This window comes from Salipiger sp. PrR003, assembly GCF_010500785.1.
GTDB classification, from domain to species: domain Bacteria; phylum Pseudomonadota; class Alphaproteobacteria; order Rhodobacterales; family Rhodobacteraceae; genus Salipiger; species Salipiger pacificus_A.
In genome coordinates this window covers 92,147-112,266 of sequence record NZ_JAAGOV010000027.1, presented here as the reverse complement: position 1 = coordinate 112,266, position 20,120 = coordinate 92,147, and the positions used below count along the sequence as shown (strand labels likewise).

Sequence of the window (20,120 nt, the reverse complement as noted above, 5' to 3'; positions counted from 1 at the left end):
TTCTCGGGGCTCACCGCAGGCGCATGGTGATGTCCTGATCATAGTTTCCGAAACCGCGCCCGAAGATGTTCAACCCTCCGGGATGCTCGGCATCATCTCGCACGCCGATGCGGACCCGGATCGAACGGTGCCTGTCGACCTCCAGATCCGTCAACGTCACATCCGAAACCCGCAAGCCGTCTACGTAGGTGCCTTCGCCGTTGATACGCCACGTCTTCAGCTTGCCGTATTGAGACCCCGCCAGTTTCCACCAGGCGGGTGTGAAAACCCCCCGCTTGTCGCCGAAATCGCCGGGTGACGTCCAGGTGGCGACATGAGTCCCGTTCACACTCAGCGAGATGTCGGAGGGCCAGTCGGCGGAGGTGCCAGGCACTTCGGAGCTCAGCTCCATGGAGAACTCGAGTGACTGAACCGGCTTGTTCAACAGTTTGGCATTGTTGGGAAACTGATACTCAACAAAGCCCCTGGTGAACCAGAGGAGCCCTGCCCTCATGCGTTCGGGATCGAGAAAGGTATCGGGCACGTCGAGCAGGCCGATCACCCCCTCGGCAGAGCACAGCCCGCAGGGAGCGGTCACTTCGACTTGCGAATAGAGACCGAGCGGCATGGATACTTCGATCTCGTCGTCGCGCACCTCCGGTCTCTGGTCGCCAAGAGCCACGAGGATCTCGGTATAGACTGGCTGACAGACCTTCTGGTTGCCCTTGCGGGCCTTCTGGATGTCGGTGGCGACAAGGCCCACGCTCTCGAGAATCTGCATGTTCGAAGAAATCGTGGACTGCGGGAGAGAGAGTTCGGCCGCGACCTGATTGACGTTCATTGGGCCGGTCTTCGCCAGAAGTTTCAGGATCGAGATACGTACCTCGCTCGCCAGACCTTTCAGAACATCGAACTGAGCGATCGGATCGACGACGAGCAGCTTGTTGGTCATCTGGATGGCCTTTTCCGGCGAACACTGGTCATATATATCCGAAGATCGGGTATAAAAAAAGAGCCAATCCACCTTGCTGCTTCATGAGCAGGGCATGTCCGCATGGCTTGGCCTATCAGCGCGCCTCGATTCAGACGCCCGGCCGCAGAGATCTCCATACCGGGAGATCGCAGGACGATGATGGGTCAGCGATCAACTTGGGCCGATCGGTGGGGGCAGATCAACGGCCACGCTGCACGACGAGGCGATCGGCGCAGACCATGCACGGCTCAGAGGTCAGCGGCCGGTTTCTCGTGAACCGCCTGCCGAGGATTGAACAGAGTTCCGCTCGATCAGCGGGCATTCCACCTTGATCTGGTCATGCCTGTTGGGCATCCCCCCAGCCATGTCCAGAAGCATCTCTGCCGCGATCGCCCCCATTTCCGCGTGGGGCAGGACCAATGTGGTCAGCGGCGGCCGCATGAACTGGGCGATCTCTCGGTCGTCGAAGCCCACTACGGCGACGTCTTCAGGAACCCGCAATCCCAACTCGCGAAGCGCGTCATAGCAGCCGAGGGCCATCATGTCGTTGGCACAGAAAATCCCGTCGGGAGGCGTGTCCGACGCGAACAGCGCCATCGTCCCATCGTATCCAGCCGAGGGCTCCCAGTTGCCCGGAACGACGAGCCTGGGATCGAAGGGAAGATCGTTGCTCGACAATGCCTGCCGGTAGCCGCGGAGCCGGTCGCGGGACGCGTCGATACCCTCCTCGCCATTGATAAACGCGATCTGCCGGCAGCCTGCCTCGATCAACCGCTGGGTCGCTGTCCGCCCGCCGACGAGGTCGCCCGGCAAGACAGAGGGCAGTTTGCGCTTCGGATCATAGCAATTGACCAGCACAGTCGGCGTGTTGAAGAAGACCTTGGGCGGGCTGATCTGCCGCGTCAGGATGGTGCCGTATAAAAAACCCAAGACCTGCTGATGCGCCATCTGCTCGAGGATCTGGTCTTCGAGGGCCTCTTCGCCGCGCAGCACCGCCAAGGTCACCGCGATGCCCTGTTCGAGCGCCTTCTCCCGCGCGCCATCGAACGCCAGGGACATCCAGGGATCGGAGGTGAGCTCGTCCACAACGAAGCCGATCATCTTCGACTCGACCGGCATTTTCGGCTGGCCGCGCGCCGCGAGGTGGTAGCCCAACTCTTCCGCGGCCATGCGGACCCGCTCGCGGGTGGCTTGGCTGAGCCGCGCTCCTGCGCTGCCGTTCAGGACCAGCGATACCGTCGCCTGCGAGACCCCCGCCCGCGCCGCCACATCCATCATCGTCGGTCGCAAATGCCGCCCTCCTGTTGGCCCCCGGGCGTCTGTATACCGGCACCCCGAGCAAGGTCTAGCTCATCGCTGCATGTGGCGGATGCGGTCGAATGCCACGGCGATCACGATAAACGTCCCTATGAACATGCCTTGCCAGAACGTCGAAACTCCCAGCAGGATCAGCGAGTTCCGGATGACCTCGATCAGCAGGGCACCGACAACCGCGCCAAGCGCCGTGCCCTCTCCGCCGTTGAGATTGGCGCCGCCGATCACCGCCGCTGCGATCACCGTCAACTCCATCGCATTGCCAAGGTTCGTCGTCACGCTGCCCAGCCATCCGGCCATCAGAATACCCGTCAACCCGGCGGTGAATGCCGAGAACATGTAGACCGAGACCTTGAGCCGCGACACCGGGATGCCGGTAAGCGTTGCCGCCTGCTCGTTCGAGCCGATGGCGAACAAATGCTGCCCCCAGCGGGTCCAGCGGAACACGAAGGTCATCACCAGCGTCAGAGCGATCAGCGCAAAAAGCGGATGAGGCAGCCCGAACGTCGCCCCGCCGCCGATCCAGAGCAGGAGGTCGTGGTCGGGTCCGAACTCCCAGATCATCTTGTTGTCGGACAGGACCATCGCGGCCGAGCGCGCGGCCGAGAGCATGCCGAGCGTGACCACAAAGGGGGGCATGCCGGCGTAGGCGATCAACACCCCGTTGATGAATCCGACCAGCAGCGCCACGCCAAGGGCGGCCAGCGCCGAAAGCCAAAAGGCGTGGCCCGCCGCCATCAGGACGCTGATGACCATCGCCGTAAGGACGACCGTCGAACCTACCGAGAGGTCGATCCCGCCCGAGGCGATCACCGCAGTCATGCCGATGGCGATGATCGCGACGAAGGCGAAGTTGCGCGAGACGTTGAACAGGTTGCGCGAGGTGGCAAAGGAATCCGTGGCCAAACTGAGCGCGACGCAGGCGATCACCGCTGCGAGAAAGACCCAGAACACCTGCATGTTGGCAACACGGGCCACGGCACTTCGATGCTGGGCCAGATCGATGACATCTTCGATTGATGAGGACATGGGCTTCCTTTCTCAGGCTTTGTCGATCGCGCCGGTGATGAGACCGGTGACCTCTTCAGGCGAGCTCGAGCCGACCGGTTTGCTCGCGACCAGAGCGCCACGGCGCAGGACGGCGATGTTGTCGGCGACCGCGAAGACATCGGGCATGCGGTGGCTGATCAGGAGAACGCTGATCCCCTCGTCCCGCAGGTGCCGGATCAGGTCGAGCACCTCGGCCACCTGCCGCACGGAGATTGCCGCCGTTGGCTCGTCGAGCAAGACCAGCTTGGCCTTCGACAGCAGCGTGCGGGCGATGGCCACCGCCTGCCGCTGCCCTCCTGACATCCGGCGCACCACGTCGCGCGGCCGGGTCTCCGACTTCAGCTGCTGGAAGAGTTCGCCGGCCCGGGCATGCATCCGCGGGTAGTCAATCACGCGGATCGGGCCGAGCCTCCGTGTCGGCTCGCGCCCCAGAAAGACGTTCGACGCGGCGGTCATGTGATCGCAGAGCGCAAGATCCTGGTAGACCACCTCGACCCCGGCGCGCTGCGCTTCGACCGGCTGGTGGAAGGCGACCGCCTGGCCGTCGACTCGCATCTCTCCCGAGGATGGGCGGAAATTGCCGGCGATGATCTTAACCAGCGTCGATTTCCCTGCACCGTTGTCGCCCATGAGCCCCAGGACCTCGCCCGGGCCTATCTCGAGCGAGACATTTTCGAGCGCCCTGATGGCCCCGAAATGCTTCGATATTCCATTCAATTGCAGACGTGACACCCTTTGGTCTCCTCCCTGGCTCCTATGGAATCTGTCCCCTTCCGGCGTCCGCAGCCCGCGCCGAAGCAGTCGGCGGATCCGGGCTGCGATTGGAATAATCATACTTGACCAATTATTAGCTGCAAATATTATTAATTTTATTATTTGCATGGAGGAGGAGATGCGGGTTCCTTTGATACTTGGTCGGTACGGCGGGCCGCTGCGCAGGGATTTCTTGCGTGTCGACGATCTGGTCTCTGCAAGGCTCGCCGCGCTCGACACTCCGTCCGCAACACGCAGGCTCTTCAATATCTCGATGAACCAGCCCATGGACTATGGCCGCGCCGCCGCATTGCTGACGCAGACCCGCGGACTGGAGCCTGTCGACATCGCCATCTCATTTCGCAGCAACTGGTTCAGCAACGCACAGGCATGGGCGGAACTGGTCTGGCACCCCCTTACTGATCTTGAGGTCCTGATCGAGCGAGCATGGAGCTTCGAGCGAAGCTCCGACGAGCCTCGTCGCATCTGGTACCCGGGCTGAACCCGGGACCTGGCGAGAGGAAACGCGCAACCCCAGGGAGGACTGAAATTGAAACGTGACATCGCAATTCTGGCGACGACGGCCCTTGTGGCACTCTCCACCAGCGCCGTCATGGCGCAGGACAGCAAGACACTGGCCATCGTGGTGAAGGGGCTCGACAACCCCTTCTTCGAGCAGATCAACCTCGGCTGCCAGCAGTGGATGAAGGAGCACGCGGACAGCGAGTACGAGTGCCTCTACACCGGTCCGGCCTCTTCGACCGACGAGGCCGGCGAGGTACAGATCGTCGATGACCTTCTGACCAGCGGGGTCGCGGCCATCGCCATCTCGCCCTCAAATGCACCGGCCATGGCCAACAGGGTCCGCGCGATCGCTCCGGAGGTGCCGGTGATGACCATCGACGCCGATTTCATTGCCGAAGACCGAGATCTGCGTGCAACCTACCTCGGAACCGACAACTACCTGATGGGCGTCAAGATGGCGGAAGAGGCGGCCAAGCTGAAGACCGAAGGCGGCACCGTCTGCTTGCAGCTCGGCAACGTCGCGGCGGACAACATCAACGCCCGGGCGCAGGGATTCCGTGACACCGCCGCGGGTGAGAAAGGCGTAGACCGGCTCACCGGCCAGAATGGCTGGACCGAAATCGAGGGATGCCCGGTTTTCACAAATGATCAGGCCGACCTCGCGAACCAGCAGATGTCGGACGTCTTCACCGCGAACCCGGATCTCGACGCCTTCATCCTCATCGGCGGATGGGCGCAATTCGCGCCGCAGGCATACGCGCAGGTGACCGACCAGGTGATGGGCAAGCTGCAGAGCAAGGAGTTGGTCATCATCGCCGGCGACACCCTGCCGCCGCAGACCAAGGCCTTCCGCGATGGGCGCAGCCACGCCCAGGTCGGACAACGCCCCTTCGAAATGGGACTACGGGCGCCGGACGTCATGATCCAGCTGATCAATGGCGAGACGGTGGACGATCCGCTCTTCACGGGCCTCGACGTCTGCAACGCGGACGATCCCGGCTTCTGCGCCGACAATTGATCGGAGCAGGCTTGCCGTACCAGACCGGACTGGTCGCCACCCGTCGTGGCGGCCGGTCGTCAAGAGAGCATCTCCGCGCATCTGGCGACATACGGGACGGAAGACAATGTCCTGACCCCAAACCTTCTTGCTGCGGCGGCCGCCGTGGGCGCGGGCGCAGCGCACGCGCAGGACTAGCCAGACCTCGGAATGCTCAAAGCCGAATCTCCAGGAGAACCGAAGCCAGGCACTTGCCGTGGGCATCGAGCGCGAGCGAGCGGGTGACGCCACCGGTGAGCGCACCGCGGATCACGAAGTTCAATGCGCACAGTTGAGGCAACGCGTAGCGTGTCACGTCCGCCGCCATCACACCGCCGAGGTGCCGCGCCACCCGCTCGGGCGTCAGCTCGCGATCGATCAGCGGCCAGTCTTCGACCCTGTAGGCAATCACCGAGATGTTCGAAGTGTCGCCCTTGTCGCCCGTACGGGCATGCGCAATCTCGTGCAGTTTCATGGCGTCCTCCTTCGGATACCGGGATCCGAGGCGCTCAGGCCTCGATCCCCTCGGTGAGTTCGACGCGCACCGAGACCGATGCGGCGGGAATGAGCGTCGAGGCGACGGCAATGATCTCGCGGCTGGAACGGCTGACACCTCCGCCACCGGCCGGGCCGCAGAGATAAAGGCTCTCGACCTCCTCGCCGATCCGTTCCGCGGCCTCCTCGTCGGCGCAGCGTGCAGCGATCCGGAGCCGGACCTCGGAAGGATCCGCTGCGCCGCGCGCCGCCGCGGGCGCAACCGCGTCCAGTCCAATGAGCTCTGACCTCTCCTCGAGGATGCGCCCTCCCAAATCCGCCAGGCGCCGATGCACCACCTCGGCTGCCAGCCGTCCGCGTGCCACGCAATTGGCCCCCGCATAGGAGATCTGCCCCTCGCCGCGCCAACCGTCGCGGTAGCCCACCGAAACCTTGAGCTGCCCGCTCGCAGGATGCCCCGAGCCACCGGTGACCAGCACTCGGTCGGGGCCGACTTCTTCGAGCTCGACCTGCGAAAAATCCGCGACCACATCCGGCTGGATGTAGCGTGCCGGATCATGGATCTCGTAGAGCAGCTGCTCGGTGCAGGTGGCACGGGTGACCAGGCCGCCGGTGCCCGGCAGCTTGGTGATCACCGCGGTACCATCCTCCGATACCTCTGCCAGCGGGAAGCCCACCTCCGCGAGATCGGGCACCTCTTTCACCCCGGGATCGGCAAAATAGCCGCCGGTGATCTGCGCCGAGCATTCCAACAGGTGGCCGATCAGCGTGCCACGTCCGAGCCGCGCCCAGTCGTCCATCGCCCATCCGAAGCGGTGTACCAGCGGGGCGAGGAAGAGCGCCGGGTCCGAGGCGCGCCCGCAGATCACGATGTCGGCTCCGGCGTCGAGCGCCTCGACGATGCCTGCGACGCCGATATAGGCGTTGGCTGAGATCAGCCGGTCTTCGAGGGCCCGCGCCGGCGCGCCGGTTTCGGTCAGCAGGCTGTCGCCGACGAGGCCCAGGACATCGTCCCCGGTGACGGCTGCCACGGTCAAGGGCAGGCCAAGCTCGCGCACCACGGCGCGGGTGCGCTCGGCAGCGGCGCGGGGGTTGGCCGCGCCCATATTGGTGACGATCCGCGTGCCATTGCGGGCACAGGCGGGCAGCACGGCGCGCATGCGGCGCTCGAGCAGAGGGTCGTACCCGGCCGAGGGATCGGCAAGCCGCGCCTGCTGGGCCAGCGCAATGGTGCGCTCCGCAAGGCATTCGAAGATCAGGAAATCCAGCTCTCCACGCTCGGCCAGATCGACGGCCGGGGCGATGCGGTCTCCCTGGAAGCCCGCGCCGGTACCGATGCGCACCACACTCATGCTACGGCCCTCCCCTGTGCGCGGCCCACCGCACGGGCCCCGAAGAAGATCGCCAGGGCAACGAATGGCGTGGCCAGCATCGGCCAGATCGCCAGCGCGATGATGACCAGCAGCAATAGAATGTCGAAACCGCGCTTTCCGGTGAGGGGCGCGCCGCTCAGCAGCGCCGGAACCGCCAGCACCAGCGCCATGCCCGCAGCCACAGCTTCGATGATTCCGACGATGCCGCCCGACATGGTCATGCCGGGATAGAGCAGCAGCAGGAAGGGCACGAGGTAGGTCACCGCGCCAAGCCGCACCGCCTCGCCCGCGGCGGGCAGCCAGTTGGTACCTGCGATGCCCGAGCCGACGAAGACCGCGACGCAGACGGGCGGGGTGATCACCGAGATCGTGGCGAAGTAGAAGACGAAGAGATGCGCCGCGAGCGGATCGACCCCCACGGCGGTCATCGCCGGGGCGAGCACCGCGGCCACCAGCACATAGGCGGCGGTGGTCGGCAGGCCCATGCCCATGATCAGGCAGACCAGCCCGACGATGATCGCCACCAGCACGACCGAGTCGCCGGCCATGGTGACGATCAGCGAAGACAGCGTCACGCCGATGCCGGTCATGTTGATCATCGAGACCAGCACCTGCGCCCCGGCGAGCAGCACGCCGATGATCACCATGCCCTTGCCCGCGTCCTCCAGCCCGTCGATCACCCGCCCGGCCATTTCGCGCGGGTTCAGCCGTCCGGCCTGGGTGGCGACGAAGGCGATCAGCAGGCCGACGACCCCGTAGAAGGCGGCGGTGGCGATCGACCGGCCGAGCCATATGCCGATGCCAAGACCGCCAAGCGCGGCGAGGATCGGCAGCACCCGGCGCGGCGCGGTGATGGTTTTCCAGTCGGGCATCTCGTCCTCGGGCACAACGGCAAGCCCGCGCTGCTGCGCGACGAAATGCACGGTGACGAAGACCGACACGTAAAAGAGCATGGCGGGAAGGATCGCGCCGACGATGATGGTGGTGTAGGGCACGCCGAGGATCTCGGCCATGACGAAGGCGGCGGCACCCATGATCGGCGGCGCGATCTGCCCGCCGGTCGAGGCCACAGCTTCGACCGCCGCCGCGAAGGGGCGCGGGTAGCCGAGCCGGATCATCATCGGGATAGTGAAATTGCCGGTGGTGGCGACATTGGCCACGGCAGAGCCCGAGATCATTCCGAAAAGCCCCGAGGCGATGGTGGCGATCTTCGCCGCGCCGCCCGGTTGGCGACCGCCGAGACGCATCGCCAGGTCCATGAAGGCCTGCCCGCCGCCCGAATGCAGCAGCAGCGCCCCGAAAAGCACGAAGGCCGCGATCACCGTTGCAGCGACGCCGGTCAGCATCCCCCAGATGCCGAGATCGCCGAGAAAGATGGTCTCGGTCACGAAGGCCGCGTCGAAGCCGCGGTGGCTCAGCGCGCCGGGCAGCAGGTTGCCGAACAGCGCGTAGCCGATGCCGATCAGCACCAACACGGGGAAGATCAGCCCGACTGTACGCCGCCCGAGCTCGAGCACCGACAGCACCAGACCGACGGTCAGCGCCATGTCGAGCGTCGTCGCCCAGGGCAGCGAGGTCATGATTTCATCGTAGTTCCAGACCACGTAGCCGCAGGATCCCACCGTCACCGCGCAGAGCACGAGGTCGATGGCGAGCCCGAGCGGGCGCCAGGATTTCCCGGCGCCCAGCGGGTAGAGCGCGAAGCCGAGGGAGGCCACGAGGGCGAGGAAGATCGCCCGCTGGATCAGCCCTTCGAATGGGCCGGTGGCGGCGGTGTAGAAGACGAAGGCCCCGACGAGGATCGCCAGCCCCTTCTGGACGCGCTCCAGTGTCATGTCAGCTCCCCGGCTGCAGCTTTGCGGGAATCTCGAGTCCCTGCTCCTCGAACCAGCGCGCCGCGCCCGGATGCAGCGGGACGGTGCCGTAGTCGAGCGTCATCTGCGCAAGATCCGCGCCCTTCAGGCTTGCCATGGCATTGGCCTGCGCGCTATCATCGGCCATGATCGCCGAGACGATCTTGTAGGCGGTCTCGTCGTCCATCGACGCGGTTGCCGCGACGCCGACGCCGAAGCTCCAGGTGGTATAGGCGGGGATGCCGTCGGCGGCGCCTTCGGGGATGTCGATCACCGAGATGTCGGGCATTTTCTCGCGCAGGGTGTCTGCCTGGGCGTCCGAGAGGCCGACCACGGTGATGTCGGTCGAGGTGGCGATGTCCATGGTCGAGCCGTCGAGCTTCAGGCCCGACCCCGATTTCACGTAACCCGCCACCCGGTTGTCCTTGATCGCGCCGACGATGTCGGTGGTCGAGCCGCGCACGTAGTCGGCATTGAGACCGAGCGTGGCAAAGACCGCCTCGGTGGTCGACTCGGTGCTAGAGCCCTTGATTCCGGGGTTGAAGCGCACGCCCGAGAGGCCCTCCAGGCTGTCGACGCCTGCGTCTTTGCGCAGGATCACATTCTGCGGTGCGTTGGTGTAGACCCACAGAAGGCGCAGGTCCTGCGCATTGCCCTCGAAGTCATTGGTCCCCGACACCGCGTGCTGTGCGGTGTTGGTGGTCACGAGGCCTAGGTCGACCTGCCCGCGCGCCATGCGGCGGATATTGTCCATTGTCGCGCCGGTCTCGACCACAGAGGCCTTCAGCCCCTCGGCCTTCTCGTTGATCAGCTGGCCGACGGCGACGAAATACCCGTAGTGGCTCGACGAGGCCGAGGTCGATCCGATGAGCAGATCCTTGTCCTGCGCCAGCGCCGGACCGGCAAGCAGGGTTGCGCCCATGAGGGCGTAGAGCGTTGTTTTCATGGTGTCCTCCCTTGGACCCCGGCTTCGGGATCGTGGAATGCACCATGACCGAAGTTGTTTGTTGCCTGAAGTGCGAATTTTGGCATAATTCGTGCATGGAACGCAGCAATCCGTCTTTTGCCGATTTCAACGCGGTGCTTGTCCTGCTGCGCTGCGGCTCGTTTCGCGCGGCCGCCGAGGTGCTGGCGCTCTCGCCCTCGGCGCTGTCGCGGCAGATCACCGGGCTCGAGGCGCGGCTCGGCGCGCGGCTCTTCGACCGCGACACGCGCAACGTCGCGCCCACCGCCTCGGGACTGGCCTTCGGGCGCGTGGCCGAACGGATGATCAACACCGCCGAGGACGGTATGGCGGAATTCGAGGCGCATATGTCGGCGCGAAATGGCCGACTGACCATCGCCGGACTGCCTTCGGTGACCGCGGGCCTGCTTCCGGGGTTGCTGCGCAGCTTCTCGGCCACCCATCCCGACATCGACCTGCGCATTGTCGACGCGCTTTCGGGCAGCGTGATCGAGGCGGTCGAGGCCGGGATCGCGGAGATCGGCTTCACCGCCGGTACGCTCTCGGCGCGCAGCCGCCTCACCTTTCAGCCGCTGATGGACGATCGTTTCGTGGCGATCAGCGCGCCGGAAGGACCCTTGCACATCGAACGGGACTACACTTGGGAAGAACTCGTCGAAATGCCCTTCATCGCGATGGCACAGGGCACCAGCGTGCGCGAGTTGATTGACGGCGCCTGCCTGCGCATCGGCCATACGCTGGCGCCGCGTTTCGAGGTGGCGCATCTCGCCACGGCGGGCGCACTCGTGGCCGAGGGATTGGGGATCACCGCGCTGCCGACGCTCACGCTGCCGGTGTTGCGTACCGATGCGCTCGTGCAGCGGGAGATCATCGGCTTCGGAGCCCGGCGCCGCATCGGCCTCGTTCGCCGGTCAGGCCAGTCGCTGTCGCCCGCGGCACAGGCCTTTCTGGCCCACGTCCGCGAGTCGAGCCTGCCAAGGCGGGAGCTCTCGCGCCCCTAGATCGCCTGACATGTTGCCATCTTCTGGACAGTCCCCTAGCCCGGAGGATCGCCGCCATGCTGTCGGTCATCGCCTCTGCCAGGCTTGGATTGACAACAAGAAGCCGTATGACCGCGCGTCCGGGCCGGGCTGGAGGCCCGCTGCACCGGTCCCGCAAGGCAGGGTGATCGCCGGCGTCTCGCGACAACACGAAAGGGGTCGCGGAGATCTGCGGTCCCTACCCGTCGGGCCGGGCTCTGGCCACCGTCTGCCGCGTGCCTTCTACCCCGACAGGCTCTCGAACAGGCGCGCCACGGCTTCGGCTCCCGGATCGACCTGTCCCTTTAGCTGGTCGGCGTTGATGTAGGCCGCACGGCCGGCCTTGGCGGTGTCCATCTCGGCGGTTCGGTTCGCCCCCTCCCGAGCGGCGCGCGCAGCCTCGTCAAGCCCGCCCGCCAGATGGTCCAGCGCAGGTTTCAGCGCATCGATCATCGTGCGGTCGCCGGGACGCGCACCGCCGATTTCCTGCATTCGGTCGAGCCCCGCGTTCAACGCCTCGCGAAGCGATTGCCCGCTCGAGGCGGCGTCCCCGGCGGCCGCGAAGAAGATCGCCAGCAACACGCCCGACGAGCCTCCCATCGTCTGGCTCAGTTCCAGCCCGATGGCCCGGTAGAGTTGCGTGTGGTCCGCCAGCGGCAGGCGATCCATTGCGCCTAGCAGCGCCCGCGCCGCCCCGGCCAGCGTGGAGCCTGTGTCGCCGTCGCCCGCCCTCGCGTCGAGCGCGTTGAGATCGGCCTCGGCGCCAATGAACACCTCGCAGCAGCGTTGCAGGAAGCGTCGAGTCTCAGGGTGGTCGGACGGCAGCGGTCGGATCGGGCGCAGCCCGTCGGGCAGATCGATCACCTCGACCGGGCCGAGCGCCGAAAGACCCGGCCAGGCCGGCAGCGGCACCGGAGATTTCAGCGCCATCAGATCCTCGGTGCCCGCCGGGTAGACCGAGACCGAAAAACCGCGCATTTCGAGCGAGGTCATCATCGCGGCCGGACCGATGATGTGATGCAGCCTGTCGCCGATGGCAGACTTGCCCAGCTCGTAGGCGAGGATCTGCATCTCGAGCACCGAGGCCCCGCCGAGGTTGTTGAGCAGAGCCACATGCGGCTTGCCCGGCTGCATATGGTCGGCCAGACGCTCGGCAACCATCTCCATCGCTCCGCGCGCGTGGATATAATCGACCTGCTGCGCCCCGGCCTCGCCATGGATGCCGAGGCCGAGTTCGGCCTTGCCGGGCTGGATGCGCGCCTCCTTTGGCGCGCCCGGCACTGTACAGGTATCGAGCGACATGCCGATGGTGCGCGTGCCCGCGATGACCCGTTCCGCCGCCGCGCGCACGCTGGCAAGATCGGCGCCGTTTTCGGCCAGAGCCCCGGCGATCTTGTGCACGAGAAGGGTGCCTGCCACCCCCCGCGCCTGCGGCAGATGCGGAAGCGCGATGTCATCATCCACCACCACCATCGCGACGTTGAGGCCAAAGGCCCGCGCCCGCTCGGCGGCGAGACCGAAGTTCAGCCGATCACCGGTGTAGTTCTTGACGATCAGCAGGCAGCCCGCCGGGCCGGTGACCGCGAGGATCCCGGCAAGCACCGCGTCGACCGAGGGCGAGGCGAAGACGTCGCCGCAGATCGCGGCGGTCAGCATCCCTTCGCCGACGAAGCCAGCATGCGCAGGTTCGTGCCCCGAGCCACCGCCCGAGACCAGCGCGACCTTGGACTTGTCCCAGCTCGCGCGCAGCACCACGCGGATATGCGGGTAGCCGTCCAGCCGTGCCAGGCGTCCTCCCGAGGCCGCGACCACGCCATCCACCGCCTCGGCGACGATGTCTTCCTTCAAGTTGATGAACTGGGTCATGGGGCTCTCCTCAATGGACGCGCGCGCCGGAGGCGTCGAAATAAAACGGGGCGTCGGGGGTGATCTGCACGATGTCTCCCGCGCGCAGGCCGGTATGGGCGTCGGTCACGGTGATCAGGTCGTGATTGCGAACAGTCAGATGCAGCCGGGTCTGGTCGCCAAGATGCTCGACCCGGACGACCCGGCTCTCGGCGCCATCCCCCTGCCGGATCTGCTCGGGCCGCAGGCCGATGTAGCGCGCATCCGAAGGGGCACCGGCGAAAAGGTCGGCGGGCAGGATGTTGATGCGCGGCAGGCCAAGGCGGCTTGCGGCATAGATGCTGACCGGATCCTCGTAGATTTCGCGCGGGGTGCCGAACTGAACGAGCCTGCCGTGGTCCAGAACGCCGACGTGGCTGGCCATGGTCATCGCCTCGATCTGGTCGTGGGTCACATAGAGGAAGGGCACCCCGGAGTGCGCTTGTATGTTCTTCAATTCGACCCTGAGGTCGGCGCGCAGCTTGGCGTCGAGCGAGCTGAGCGGCTCGTCCATCAGGTAAACCTCGGGACGGCGCACCAACGCGCGGCCAATCGAGACCCGTTGCATCTCGCCGCCCGAAAGCGCGGTGGCCTTGTTGTCCAGCTTGTGGGTGATCTGCAGCATTTGCGCCACCTCGCCCACCTTTCGGACAACTTGCGCGTCGTCGTAGCGCAGCAGCGGGGACTTCAGCGGGAAGGCGAGGTTCTCGCGCACCGTCATATGCGGGTAGAGCGAATACTGCTGGAAGACCATCGCCACGTTGCGCTGCGCCGGGGTCATGCGGGTGACGTCGACGCCGCCGATGGCGATGCTGCCCGCGTCGGGCCGGTCCAACCCCGAGACGAGCCGCAGCGTCGTGGTCTTCCCCGCGCCGGTCGGCCCGAGCAGAACCACGAAGGCGCCGTTCGGAACAGTCATCGTCACATCGTCGAGCGCCAAGGTATCGCCGAAACGCTTGGTCAGATTCCGGAGCGTGATCTCAGCCATGGCGCAGCACCTTCTCGTTGGCGGCCGAGCGAAGCGCACGGCCGGTTCCGGCGTCGAACAGTGTCAGCGTACGGTCGTTGAAGCTGAGCCCCGTGGTCAGGTCCACCCGCACCGGATCGCGGCTGGAGATACGGGCCTTCACTTCGCCATGCGCAGCCTCGAGCGTGATGATTTGCGTGGTGCCGAGGTATTCGACCGCCCGCACCACGGCGCGGTAGTCCGATGTGTCGTCCAGCCGCACGTGCTCGGGGCGCACGCCCAGCACCAGCTTCCCGGCATGGCCCTCGCGAAGTTGCGGTATGGCTTGCGCGAAGGAGCCGAGCGCGACCGAGGCATAGCCCCGCGCAGCGCTGCCCTCGAAGCTCAGGAAATTCATCGGGGGCGAGCCAATGAACTTCGCCACGAAGAGGGTCGCGGGCCAATCGTAGATCTCCTGCGGCACGCCGAATTGTTCGACAACGCCGTGGTTCATCACCACGATCTTGTCGCCCATCTGCATCGCCTCGAGCTGGTCATGGGTGACATAGACAGTCGTCGCGCCCATGCGATCGTGCAGGGCGCGCAGCTCCTCGGCCATGTGTTCGCGGAACTCCGCATCGAGCGCCCCCAGCGGCTCATCCATGAAGAACGCCTTGGGCGCGCGCACGATCGCCCGCCCCAAGGCCACGCGCTGCCGGTCACCGCCCGAGAGCCCGCCCACCGGCTTTTCGAGAATGTCGGTGATCCCGAGGATGCGCGATACCTCTTCGACCTTGGCCCGCGCCGCCCTGCGCGACATGCCCTGGCTGATCAGAGGGTAGGAGATATTCTTGCGCACGTTCATATGCGGGTAGAGCGCGAACATCTGGAAGACGAATGCGATGTCGCGCTGGCTGGCGGGCCTCCGGCCCACCTCCTCGCCGTCGATATAGATCTGCCCGGCGCTCGGCATCTCGAGCCCCGCCATCATCCGCAGCGTGGTGGTCTTGCCGCAACCCGAGGGGCCGAGCAGCATGAAGAACTCGCCGTCCTCGATGGTGAAGCTCGAGGATTGCACGGCGGTGAAGGCTCCGAAGTCCTTGCGCAGGCTGTCGATGCGTATCTGGGCCATGGGGTCTCCGCTTCAGTCGGGAAAATGGCTGACGACGATGAACATCACCGTGCCAATCAGCGTGACGGGAAAGGACCACGAGTAGGCCCAGAGAACGAAAGGCTGCATCAGCATCACCACGCCGAGGGCGATCAGGATCGAGGCGGCCATCTCCCAGGGGCCGCGCCGGAAGATGCGGCGCTTGGCGGGGGCGGGGCTTTCGGGGATCGTGGCGGCCTTGCTCATTTGCGCACCGCTCCGAAGGTGATCCCGCGCAACAGGTGCTTGCGCAGCAGGATGGTGAAGACCATGACCGGCAGCAGGAACAGCGTGGCCCCCGCCGCCACAGCGGGCCAGTCTTGCCCGGCGTTGCCGATGATCGTGGGGATGAAGGGCGGCGCGGTCTGGGCAGTGCCCGAGGTGAGCAGCACCGCGAAGGCGTATTCGTTCCAGGCGAAGATCAGGCAGAAGATCGCGGTCGAGGCGATGCCCGTTGCGGCCTGCGGCAGCACCACCTTGTAGAAGGCCTGGAAGCGCGTGTAGCCGTCGATCAGGGCCGCTTCCTCGTATTCCTGCGGGATCTCGTCGATGAAGCCCTTGAGCAACCAGACAGAGAGCGAGAGGTTCACCGCCGTGTAGAGCAGGATCATCCCGGCATGGGTGTCCGACAGGCCGAGCGAGCGGAACATCAGGAAGATCGGGATTGCCACGGCGATCGGCGGCATCATCCGGGTCGCGAGGATGAAAAACATCAGGTCATCCTTCAGTGGCACCTTGAAGCGCGAGAAGGCATAGGCAGCCAGCGTGCCCAGGAAGACGCTGAGAAAGGTCGAGCCAAAACCGATGATCACCGAGTTCATGAAACGCTCGCCAAAGCGCGAGGGGCCCGCGATGGTCAGCCCCTTGGACTGCACGATGCGCTCGTACCAGGTCTCAGGCGGGTTGGCCGCGAAGTACTCGGCGGTCTGGCGGGTCTGCGTGGTGAAGAGGTTCACGTAGCCCTCGAGCGATGGGGTGAAGACCACCTTCGGCGGGTACGCGATGGCATCGGCCGAGGACTTGAAGCCTGTCGCGATGATCCAGACCAGCGGCAGGATGGTGACGATGGCATAGAGCGCCACCAGCGCGCCCGCGACCCACTTCTGCCGCGGCGAGGGTTCGGTGATCGAGTAGCCGCTCATCTTTCCTTCACCTTGTTCAGCGCCTTCACGTAGATCGAGGCGAGGCCGAAGACCGTCACGAAGAGAATGATCGCATAGGCCGAGGCATAGCCCGTGCGCCATTTCTCGAAGGCCTCGCGCTTGAGGTCGATGGAAGTCAGCGTCGTGGTGTTGCCGGGTCCGCCACCGGTCAACTGCACCACCAGGTCGAACATCTTGAAGTTCTCGATCCCCCGGAAGAGCACCGCCAACATAAGGAAGGGCAGCGTCATCGGCAGGGTGATGGTCCAGAATTGCCGCCACTTCGAGGCGCGGTCGCATTCCGCCGCCTCGTAGATCGAGTCCGGGATCGAGCGCAGCCCTGCGAGGCAGATCAGCATGACGAAAGGCGTCCACATCCAGGTGTCGACAATGATGATTGCCCAAGGCGCCAGGGACACGCTGCCGATCATCGAGAAGCTGGTGGGGTCCACGCCGGTGAAGAAGGCCACCACGTAATTGAACAGGCCGATCTGCGGCTGGTACAGGAAGGTCCAGAAATTCCCCACGACGGCGGGCGACAGCATCATCGGCAGCACGATGATCGTGGTCCACAGGTCGTTGCCCCTGAACTTGCGATTGATCAGCCAGGCAAGCGTGAAGCCGATCAGCACCTGCAGCACGATGGTCCAGCACAGGAAATGCGCCGTCGCCTGCATGGTCTTCCAGATGTCGCCGTCGGTCAGGATGCGGTGGTAGTTGCGCAGCCCGATCCACTCGACCTCGGCATTGGGCCGATTGGCGCGGAAGTTGGTGAAGCTCAGGCGGATCGTCCAGATCAGCGGGAAGATGTTCACCGCAAGCAGCAGGAAGACCGTCGGAGCCACGAAAATCCAGGCGATGGCCCGGTCGGACAGGCCGCGGAACCGGCGCGCGAGACCAGGCGGCGTCGCCTCGGCGGCGCGCGCGATGACGGAATGGGACATGGGGCGGGTCTCTTCGAAACGTTCGGTGCGATGCGCGGAGCCATCCTCTCGTCCGGCTCCGCGTGCGGGACCGCCTGTCCGGGGACGTTGCGGCCGGCGGCTGGTCACATCTTGCCTTCGTCTTCGAAGACTTCGGTCCAATCCTCGACCAGCTTGTCGAGCGCCTCCTGCGCGGTGCCCTGTCCGGCCACCACGTAATTGTGCACCCGGTCCTGCATCGAGAGCAGCAGCGAGGCATAGGACGGCTCGGCCCAGAAATCCTTCACGATCGCCATCGAGTCGAGGAAGGTCTGCGCATAAGGCTGGCTGGTGGCGAATCCGGGATCCTCGACCACCGCCTTCAGCGCCGAGTAGCCCCCAAGACCCCACCATTTCGACTGTATTTCGGGCTGGGCGAACCACTTGATGTATTCCAGCGCCGCGTCCTGGCTGTCGGAGTAGGAGACAACCGAGATCCCCTGCCCACCGAGCTGCGCGAAATGCCCGTCCGGTCCGGGCGGGTTGGGGAAGTAGCCCGACTTGCCACCGCCGACGTTCGGGTCGGCCTCGACCCCCGGCCAGATGAAGGCGAAGTTCATCTGCAGCGCCACCTGCCCCGATTTGTAGGCGTCGATGTTCTCGGACATGTACCAATCCGACGAGCCCGGTGGGGTGCAGCAGTCGTAGAGCGCCTTGTAGTACTCCAGCCCCTTCGCAGCCTCGGGCGAGTTCACCACCCCCTCGAGCTTGTAGGGCTCCTCGGGCGTGCCGTAGTTGAAGCCGTAGTTGTAGAGCGCGTTGGTCACGCCCATGGTGATCCCCTCGGAGCCGCGCTCGGTGTAGATGGCCGCGCCATAGACCGTGGTGCCGTCGATCTCGCGACCCTGGAAGAATTCGGCAATGTCCTTCAGCTCTTCCAGCGTGGCGGGCACCGTCAGTTCGCGGCCGTATTTTTCCCGGAACTCCGTTTGCAGCTCTGGCCGCTCGAACCAATCCTTGCGGTAGGTCCATCCGACGACGTCCCCAAAGGCCGGCAGGGCCCAGTAATTCGGCGTGCCCTTCGGCCATTCGGAGTAGCCGGTGACCGTGGCAGGGATGAAATCATCCATGCTGATGCCATTGGCCTCGAAGAAATCGTTCAGCTTCACGTAGTGGCCCGCCTCGGCCCCGAGGCCGATCCACTGGCTGTCGCCGATCATCAGATCGCAGAGCTGGCCGCCGGAGTTCAGCTCGTTGAGCATCCGGTCGGCGAAGTTGGGCCACGGAACGAATTCAAAGGACATCTCGTGTCCGGACGTCGCTTCGAAGTCCTTGGACAGCTCGACCAGCGCATTGGCCGGGTCCCAGGCCGCCCAGCACAGGGTGAGCTCATCCGCCTGCGCCGCCCCCGCGAGGGCAAACAAGGCAGTCGCGACCGCCGGAGCGGTGTATCGGATAGTCATTGGTGCATCCTCCCAGAGATAAGGCCGGGCTCCTCTTCCCGACTCATTTATCTTTACCAAGGGTAAGTGAGGTACGTGCCTCAGATCAAACCATTTCTGAGGCACGTACCTCATGAAGGTTGCTTTCCGCCTGAAAACAAAGAAGACTCCGGGAGAAATCCAAGGCCCGAGTCCCCCATGCGCCCGACCACCAAAGACCTCGCCAAAGCTGCAGGCGTCAGCCTCGCGACCGTTGATCGCGTGCTGAACGGACGACCGGGCGTGCGCGAGAAGACGGTGAAAACCGTCAACGAAGCGATTGAACGCATTGGTTTTGTCCGCAACCAGTCCGCCGCCAATCTCGCGCGCGGGCGGCGGTATCGTTTCCAGTTCCTGCTACCCGAGGCCGGGGATGACTTCCTCTCCACGCTGGTCGAGCGCATCGAGGAATCGCGCGCCGCCTTCCTCTCCGAAGCGCTCGAGATCTCGATGCGCCGGGTGCTGTCGAACGACCCCCATGTGACCGCCAAGGCCCTTGCCCGTGTTTCGCCCGCGCTGGTGGACGGCGTGGCAATCATGGCGCCCGAAAGTCCTCAGGTGCGGGATGCCACCACCCGTCTCCAAGAGCGTGGCGTCGAGGTGGTTCAGTTCATCACCGGCCAGCCGGGCCTGCGGCCCGTGGATTTCGTCGGGGTGGACAACAACTCGGCGGGCGCCTCTGCCGGGCGGCTTCTGGGACGGTTTCTTGGCGAGCGGAAAGGCAAGATCCTCGTGGTGTCCGAGACGATGAACTCGCTCGACAGCGTCGAGCGACGGCTCGGTTTCGACACGGTTCTGACCAACGACTTCCCGAACCTCTCGGCCCTGCCCTCGCTCGAGACCTACGGCGACCCTGAACGCACGCAGGTGGTGATCGCCAATTCCTATGCCAATCATCCGGACATCGTCGGCGCTTACCTGATGAGCTCCGAGGCGCGCCAGCCGCTCGAGGCGCTCTGCAGATCTTCCGACCCGCTGTGCCAGGTGATCATCGCGCATGAGCGTACGCGCTACAGCGAGGACAAGCTGCGCGAAGGCGCGCTCGACGCGGTGATCGCCCAGGACCCCGGACACCTCGTGCGCAGCGCCATCCGCGTGCTCAAGGCACGCACCGACGGGCGCGAGCCGCTGGCCTCACAGGAGCGCATCCGGATCGAGATCTACATCAGGGAAAACCTCGGCGTCCTCTGACGGCGGACGCGGGCCGCAAGTCCAGGCGCCCCGGCCCGCCGCTCTTCAGGAAAAAGCGGAGCGCAGGGCGACCGGTTCGGGCCCTGCCCT

At 65.2% G+C, this 20,120-nt stretch carries 19 protein-coding genes; 4 read left to right on the top strand and 15 right to left on the bottom strand.

The annotated features are described in order from the left end of the window. Nucleotides 1-10: 10 nt before the first annotated feature. From G0D83_RS05070 to G0D83_RS05055, 4 genes are all read right to left on the bottom strand, one after another. Nucleotides 11-931 (bottom strand): transcriptional regulator, encoded by a 921-nt coding sequence (locus tag G0D83_RS05070; protein ID WP_108970712.1) that lies wholly within the window; start codon nucleotides 929-931, stop codon nucleotides 11-13. A gap of 276 nt (nucleotides 932-1,207) precedes the next feature. Then, entirely contained in the window at nucleotides 1,208-2,230 is a 1,023-nt protein-coding gene (locus tag G0D83_RS05065; protein ID WP_164190142.1) for a LacI family DNA-binding transcriptional regulator, read from the bottom strand. 72 nt (nucleotides 2,231-2,302) lie between these two features. Next, complete coding sequence (locus G0D83_RS05060) at nucleotides 2,303-3,295, bottom strand: ABC transporter permease (RefSeq protein WP_164190140.1); 993 nt, start codon at nucleotides 3,293-3,295, stop codon at nucleotides 2,303-2,305. 12 nt (nucleotides 3,296-3,307) lie between these two features. Next, nucleotides 3,308-4,048: an ATP-binding cassette domain-containing protein gene (locus tag G0D83_RS05055; RefSeq protein ID WP_108970715.1), complete on the bottom strand. Its 741-nt coding sequence runs from the start codon at nucleotides 4,046-4,048 to the stop codon at nucleotides 3,308-3,310. Nucleotides 4,049-4,208: 160 nt separating this feature from the next. Between G0D83_RS05055 and G0D83_RS05050 the strand changes: the two genes are divergently transcribed. Both G0D83_RS05050 and G0D83_RS05045 read left to right on the top strand, forming a co-directional pair. Next, complete coding sequence (locus tag G0D83_RS05050; RefSeq protein ID WP_164189967.1) at nucleotides 4,209-4,571, top strand: NAD(P)-dependent oxidoreductase; 363 nt, start codon at nucleotides 4,209-4,211, stop codon at nucleotides 4,569-4,571. Between the two features lie 48 nt (nucleotides 4,572-4,619). After that, nucleotides 4,620-5,612, top strand: a complete 993-nt coding sequence (locus G0D83_RS05045; RefSeq protein ID WP_235939523.1) for a substrate-binding domain-containing protein — start codon at nucleotides 4,620-4,622, stop codon at nucleotides 5,610-5,612. A 193-nt stretch (nucleotides 5,613-5,805) separates the two neighbouring features. Here the strand turns inward: G0D83_RS05045 and G0D83_RS05040 are convergent, their stop codons facing one another. Genes G0D83_RS05040 through G0D83_RS05025 form a run of 4 tightly spaced genes read right to left on the bottom strand, consistent with a single transcriptional unit; the run spans nucleotide 5,806 to nucleotide 10,297 of the window. Next, nucleotides 5,806-6,105 carry a hypothetical protein gene (locus G0D83_RS05040; protein ID WP_164190138.1) on the bottom strand — a complete coding sequence of 100 codons (300 nt, stop codon included), beginning with the start codon at nucleotides 6,103-6,105 and terminating at the stop codon, nucleotides 5,806-5,808. Nucleotides 6,106-6,139: 34 nt separating this feature from the next. Further along, nucleotides 6,140-7,477: an acyclic terpene utilization AtuA family protein gene (locus G0D83_RS05035; RefSeq protein WP_164190136.1), complete on the bottom strand. Its 1,338-nt coding sequence runs from the start codon at nucleotides 7,475-7,477 to the stop codon at nucleotides 6,140-6,142. Next, a complete protein-coding gene (locus tag G0D83_RS05030; protein ID WP_164190134.1) occupies nucleotides 7,474-9,333 on the bottom strand; it encodes a TRAP transporter fused permease subunit in 1,860 nt (619 codons plus the stop codon). The genes G0D83_RS05035 and G0D83_RS05030 overlap by 4 nt, the downstream gene beginning before the upstream one ends. 1 nt (nucleotide 9,334) lies before the next feature. Continuing rightward, the gene (locus G0D83_RS05025; protein WP_164190132.1) at nucleotides 9,335-10,297 is read right to left on the bottom strand and encodes a TAXI family TRAP transporter solute-binding subunit; all 963 of its coding nucleotides are present in this window, start codon (nucleotides 10,295-10,297) and stop codon (nucleotides 9,335-9,337) included. Between the two features lie 95 nt (nucleotides 10,298-10,392). Here G0D83_RS05025 and G0D83_RS05020 point away from each other — a divergent pair, with 95 nt between their 5' ends. Further along, complete coding sequence (locus tag G0D83_RS05020) at nucleotides 10,393-11,316, top strand: LysR family transcriptional regulator (protein ID WP_164190130.1); 924 nt, start codon at nucleotides 10,393-10,395, stop codon at nucleotides 11,314-11,316. A gap of 261 nt (nucleotides 11,317-11,577) precedes the next feature. Here G0D83_RS05020 and G0D83_RS05015 read toward each other — a convergent pair whose 3' ends face one another. From G0D83_RS05015 to G0D83_RS04985, 7 genes are all read right to left on the bottom strand, one after another. Next, a complete protein-coding gene (locus G0D83_RS05015; protein WP_164190128.1) occupies nucleotides 11,578-13,200 on the bottom strand; it encodes a dihydroxyacetone kinase subunit DhaK in 1,623 nt (540 codons plus the stop codon). A gap of 10 nt (nucleotides 13,201-13,210) precedes the next feature. Further along, the gene (locus G0D83_RS05010) at nucleotides 13,211-14,206 is read right to left on the bottom strand and encodes an ABC transporter ATP-binding protein (RefSeq protein ID WP_164190126.1); all 996 of its coding nucleotides are present in this window, start codon (nucleotides 14,204-14,206) and stop codon (nucleotides 13,211-13,213) included. After that, nucleotides 14,199-15,296: an ABC transporter ATP-binding protein gene (locus G0D83_RS05005; RefSeq protein ID WP_164190124.1), complete on the bottom strand. Its 1,098-nt coding sequence runs from the start codon at nucleotides 15,294-15,296 to the stop codon at nucleotides 14,199-14,201. Before G0D83_RS05005 ends, G0D83_RS05010 begins: the two co-directional genes overlap by 8 nt. A gap of 12 nt (nucleotides 15,297-15,308) precedes the next feature. Further along, on the bottom strand, nucleotides 15,309-15,521 hold the full coding sequence (locus G0D83_RS05000; RefSeq protein ID WP_164190122.1) for a hypothetical protein: 213 nt from the start codon (nucleotides 15,519-15,521) through the stop codon (nucleotides 15,309-15,311). Next, nucleotides 15,518-16,456: a carbohydrate ABC transporter permease gene (locus tag G0D83_RS04995; protein WP_164190120.1), complete on the bottom strand. Its 939-nt coding sequence runs from the start codon at nucleotides 16,454-16,456 to the stop codon at nucleotides 15,518-15,520. The genes G0D83_RS05000 and G0D83_RS04995 overlap by 4 nt, the downstream gene beginning before the upstream one ends. Further along, nucleotides 16,453-17,400, bottom strand: coding sequence for a carbohydrate ABC transporter permease (locus tag G0D83_RS04990; RefSeq protein ID WP_108970727.1), 948 nt, complete (start codon nucleotides 17,398-17,400; stop codon nucleotides 16,453-16,455). The genes G0D83_RS04995 and G0D83_RS04990 overlap by 4 nt, the downstream gene beginning before the upstream one ends. A 104-nt stretch (nucleotides 17,401-17,504) precedes the next feature. Beyond that, nucleotides 17,505-18,821 carry an ABC transporter substrate-binding protein gene (locus G0D83_RS04985; RefSeq protein WP_164190118.1) on the bottom strand — a complete coding sequence of 439 codons (1,317 nt, stop codon included), beginning with the start codon at nucleotides 18,819-18,821 and terminating at the stop codon, nucleotides 17,505-17,507. A 177-nt stretch (nucleotides 18,822-18,998) separates the two neighbouring features. Here G0D83_RS04985 and G0D83_RS04980 point away from each other — a divergent pair, with 177 nt between their 5' ends. Further along, nucleotides 18,999-20,030 (top strand): LacI family DNA-binding transcriptional regulator, encoded by a 1,032-nt coding sequence (locus G0D83_RS04980; RefSeq protein WP_164190116.1) that lies wholly within the window; start codon nucleotides 18,999-19,001, stop codon nucleotides 20,028-20,030. Nucleotides 20,031-20,120: the final 90 nt, after the last annotated feature.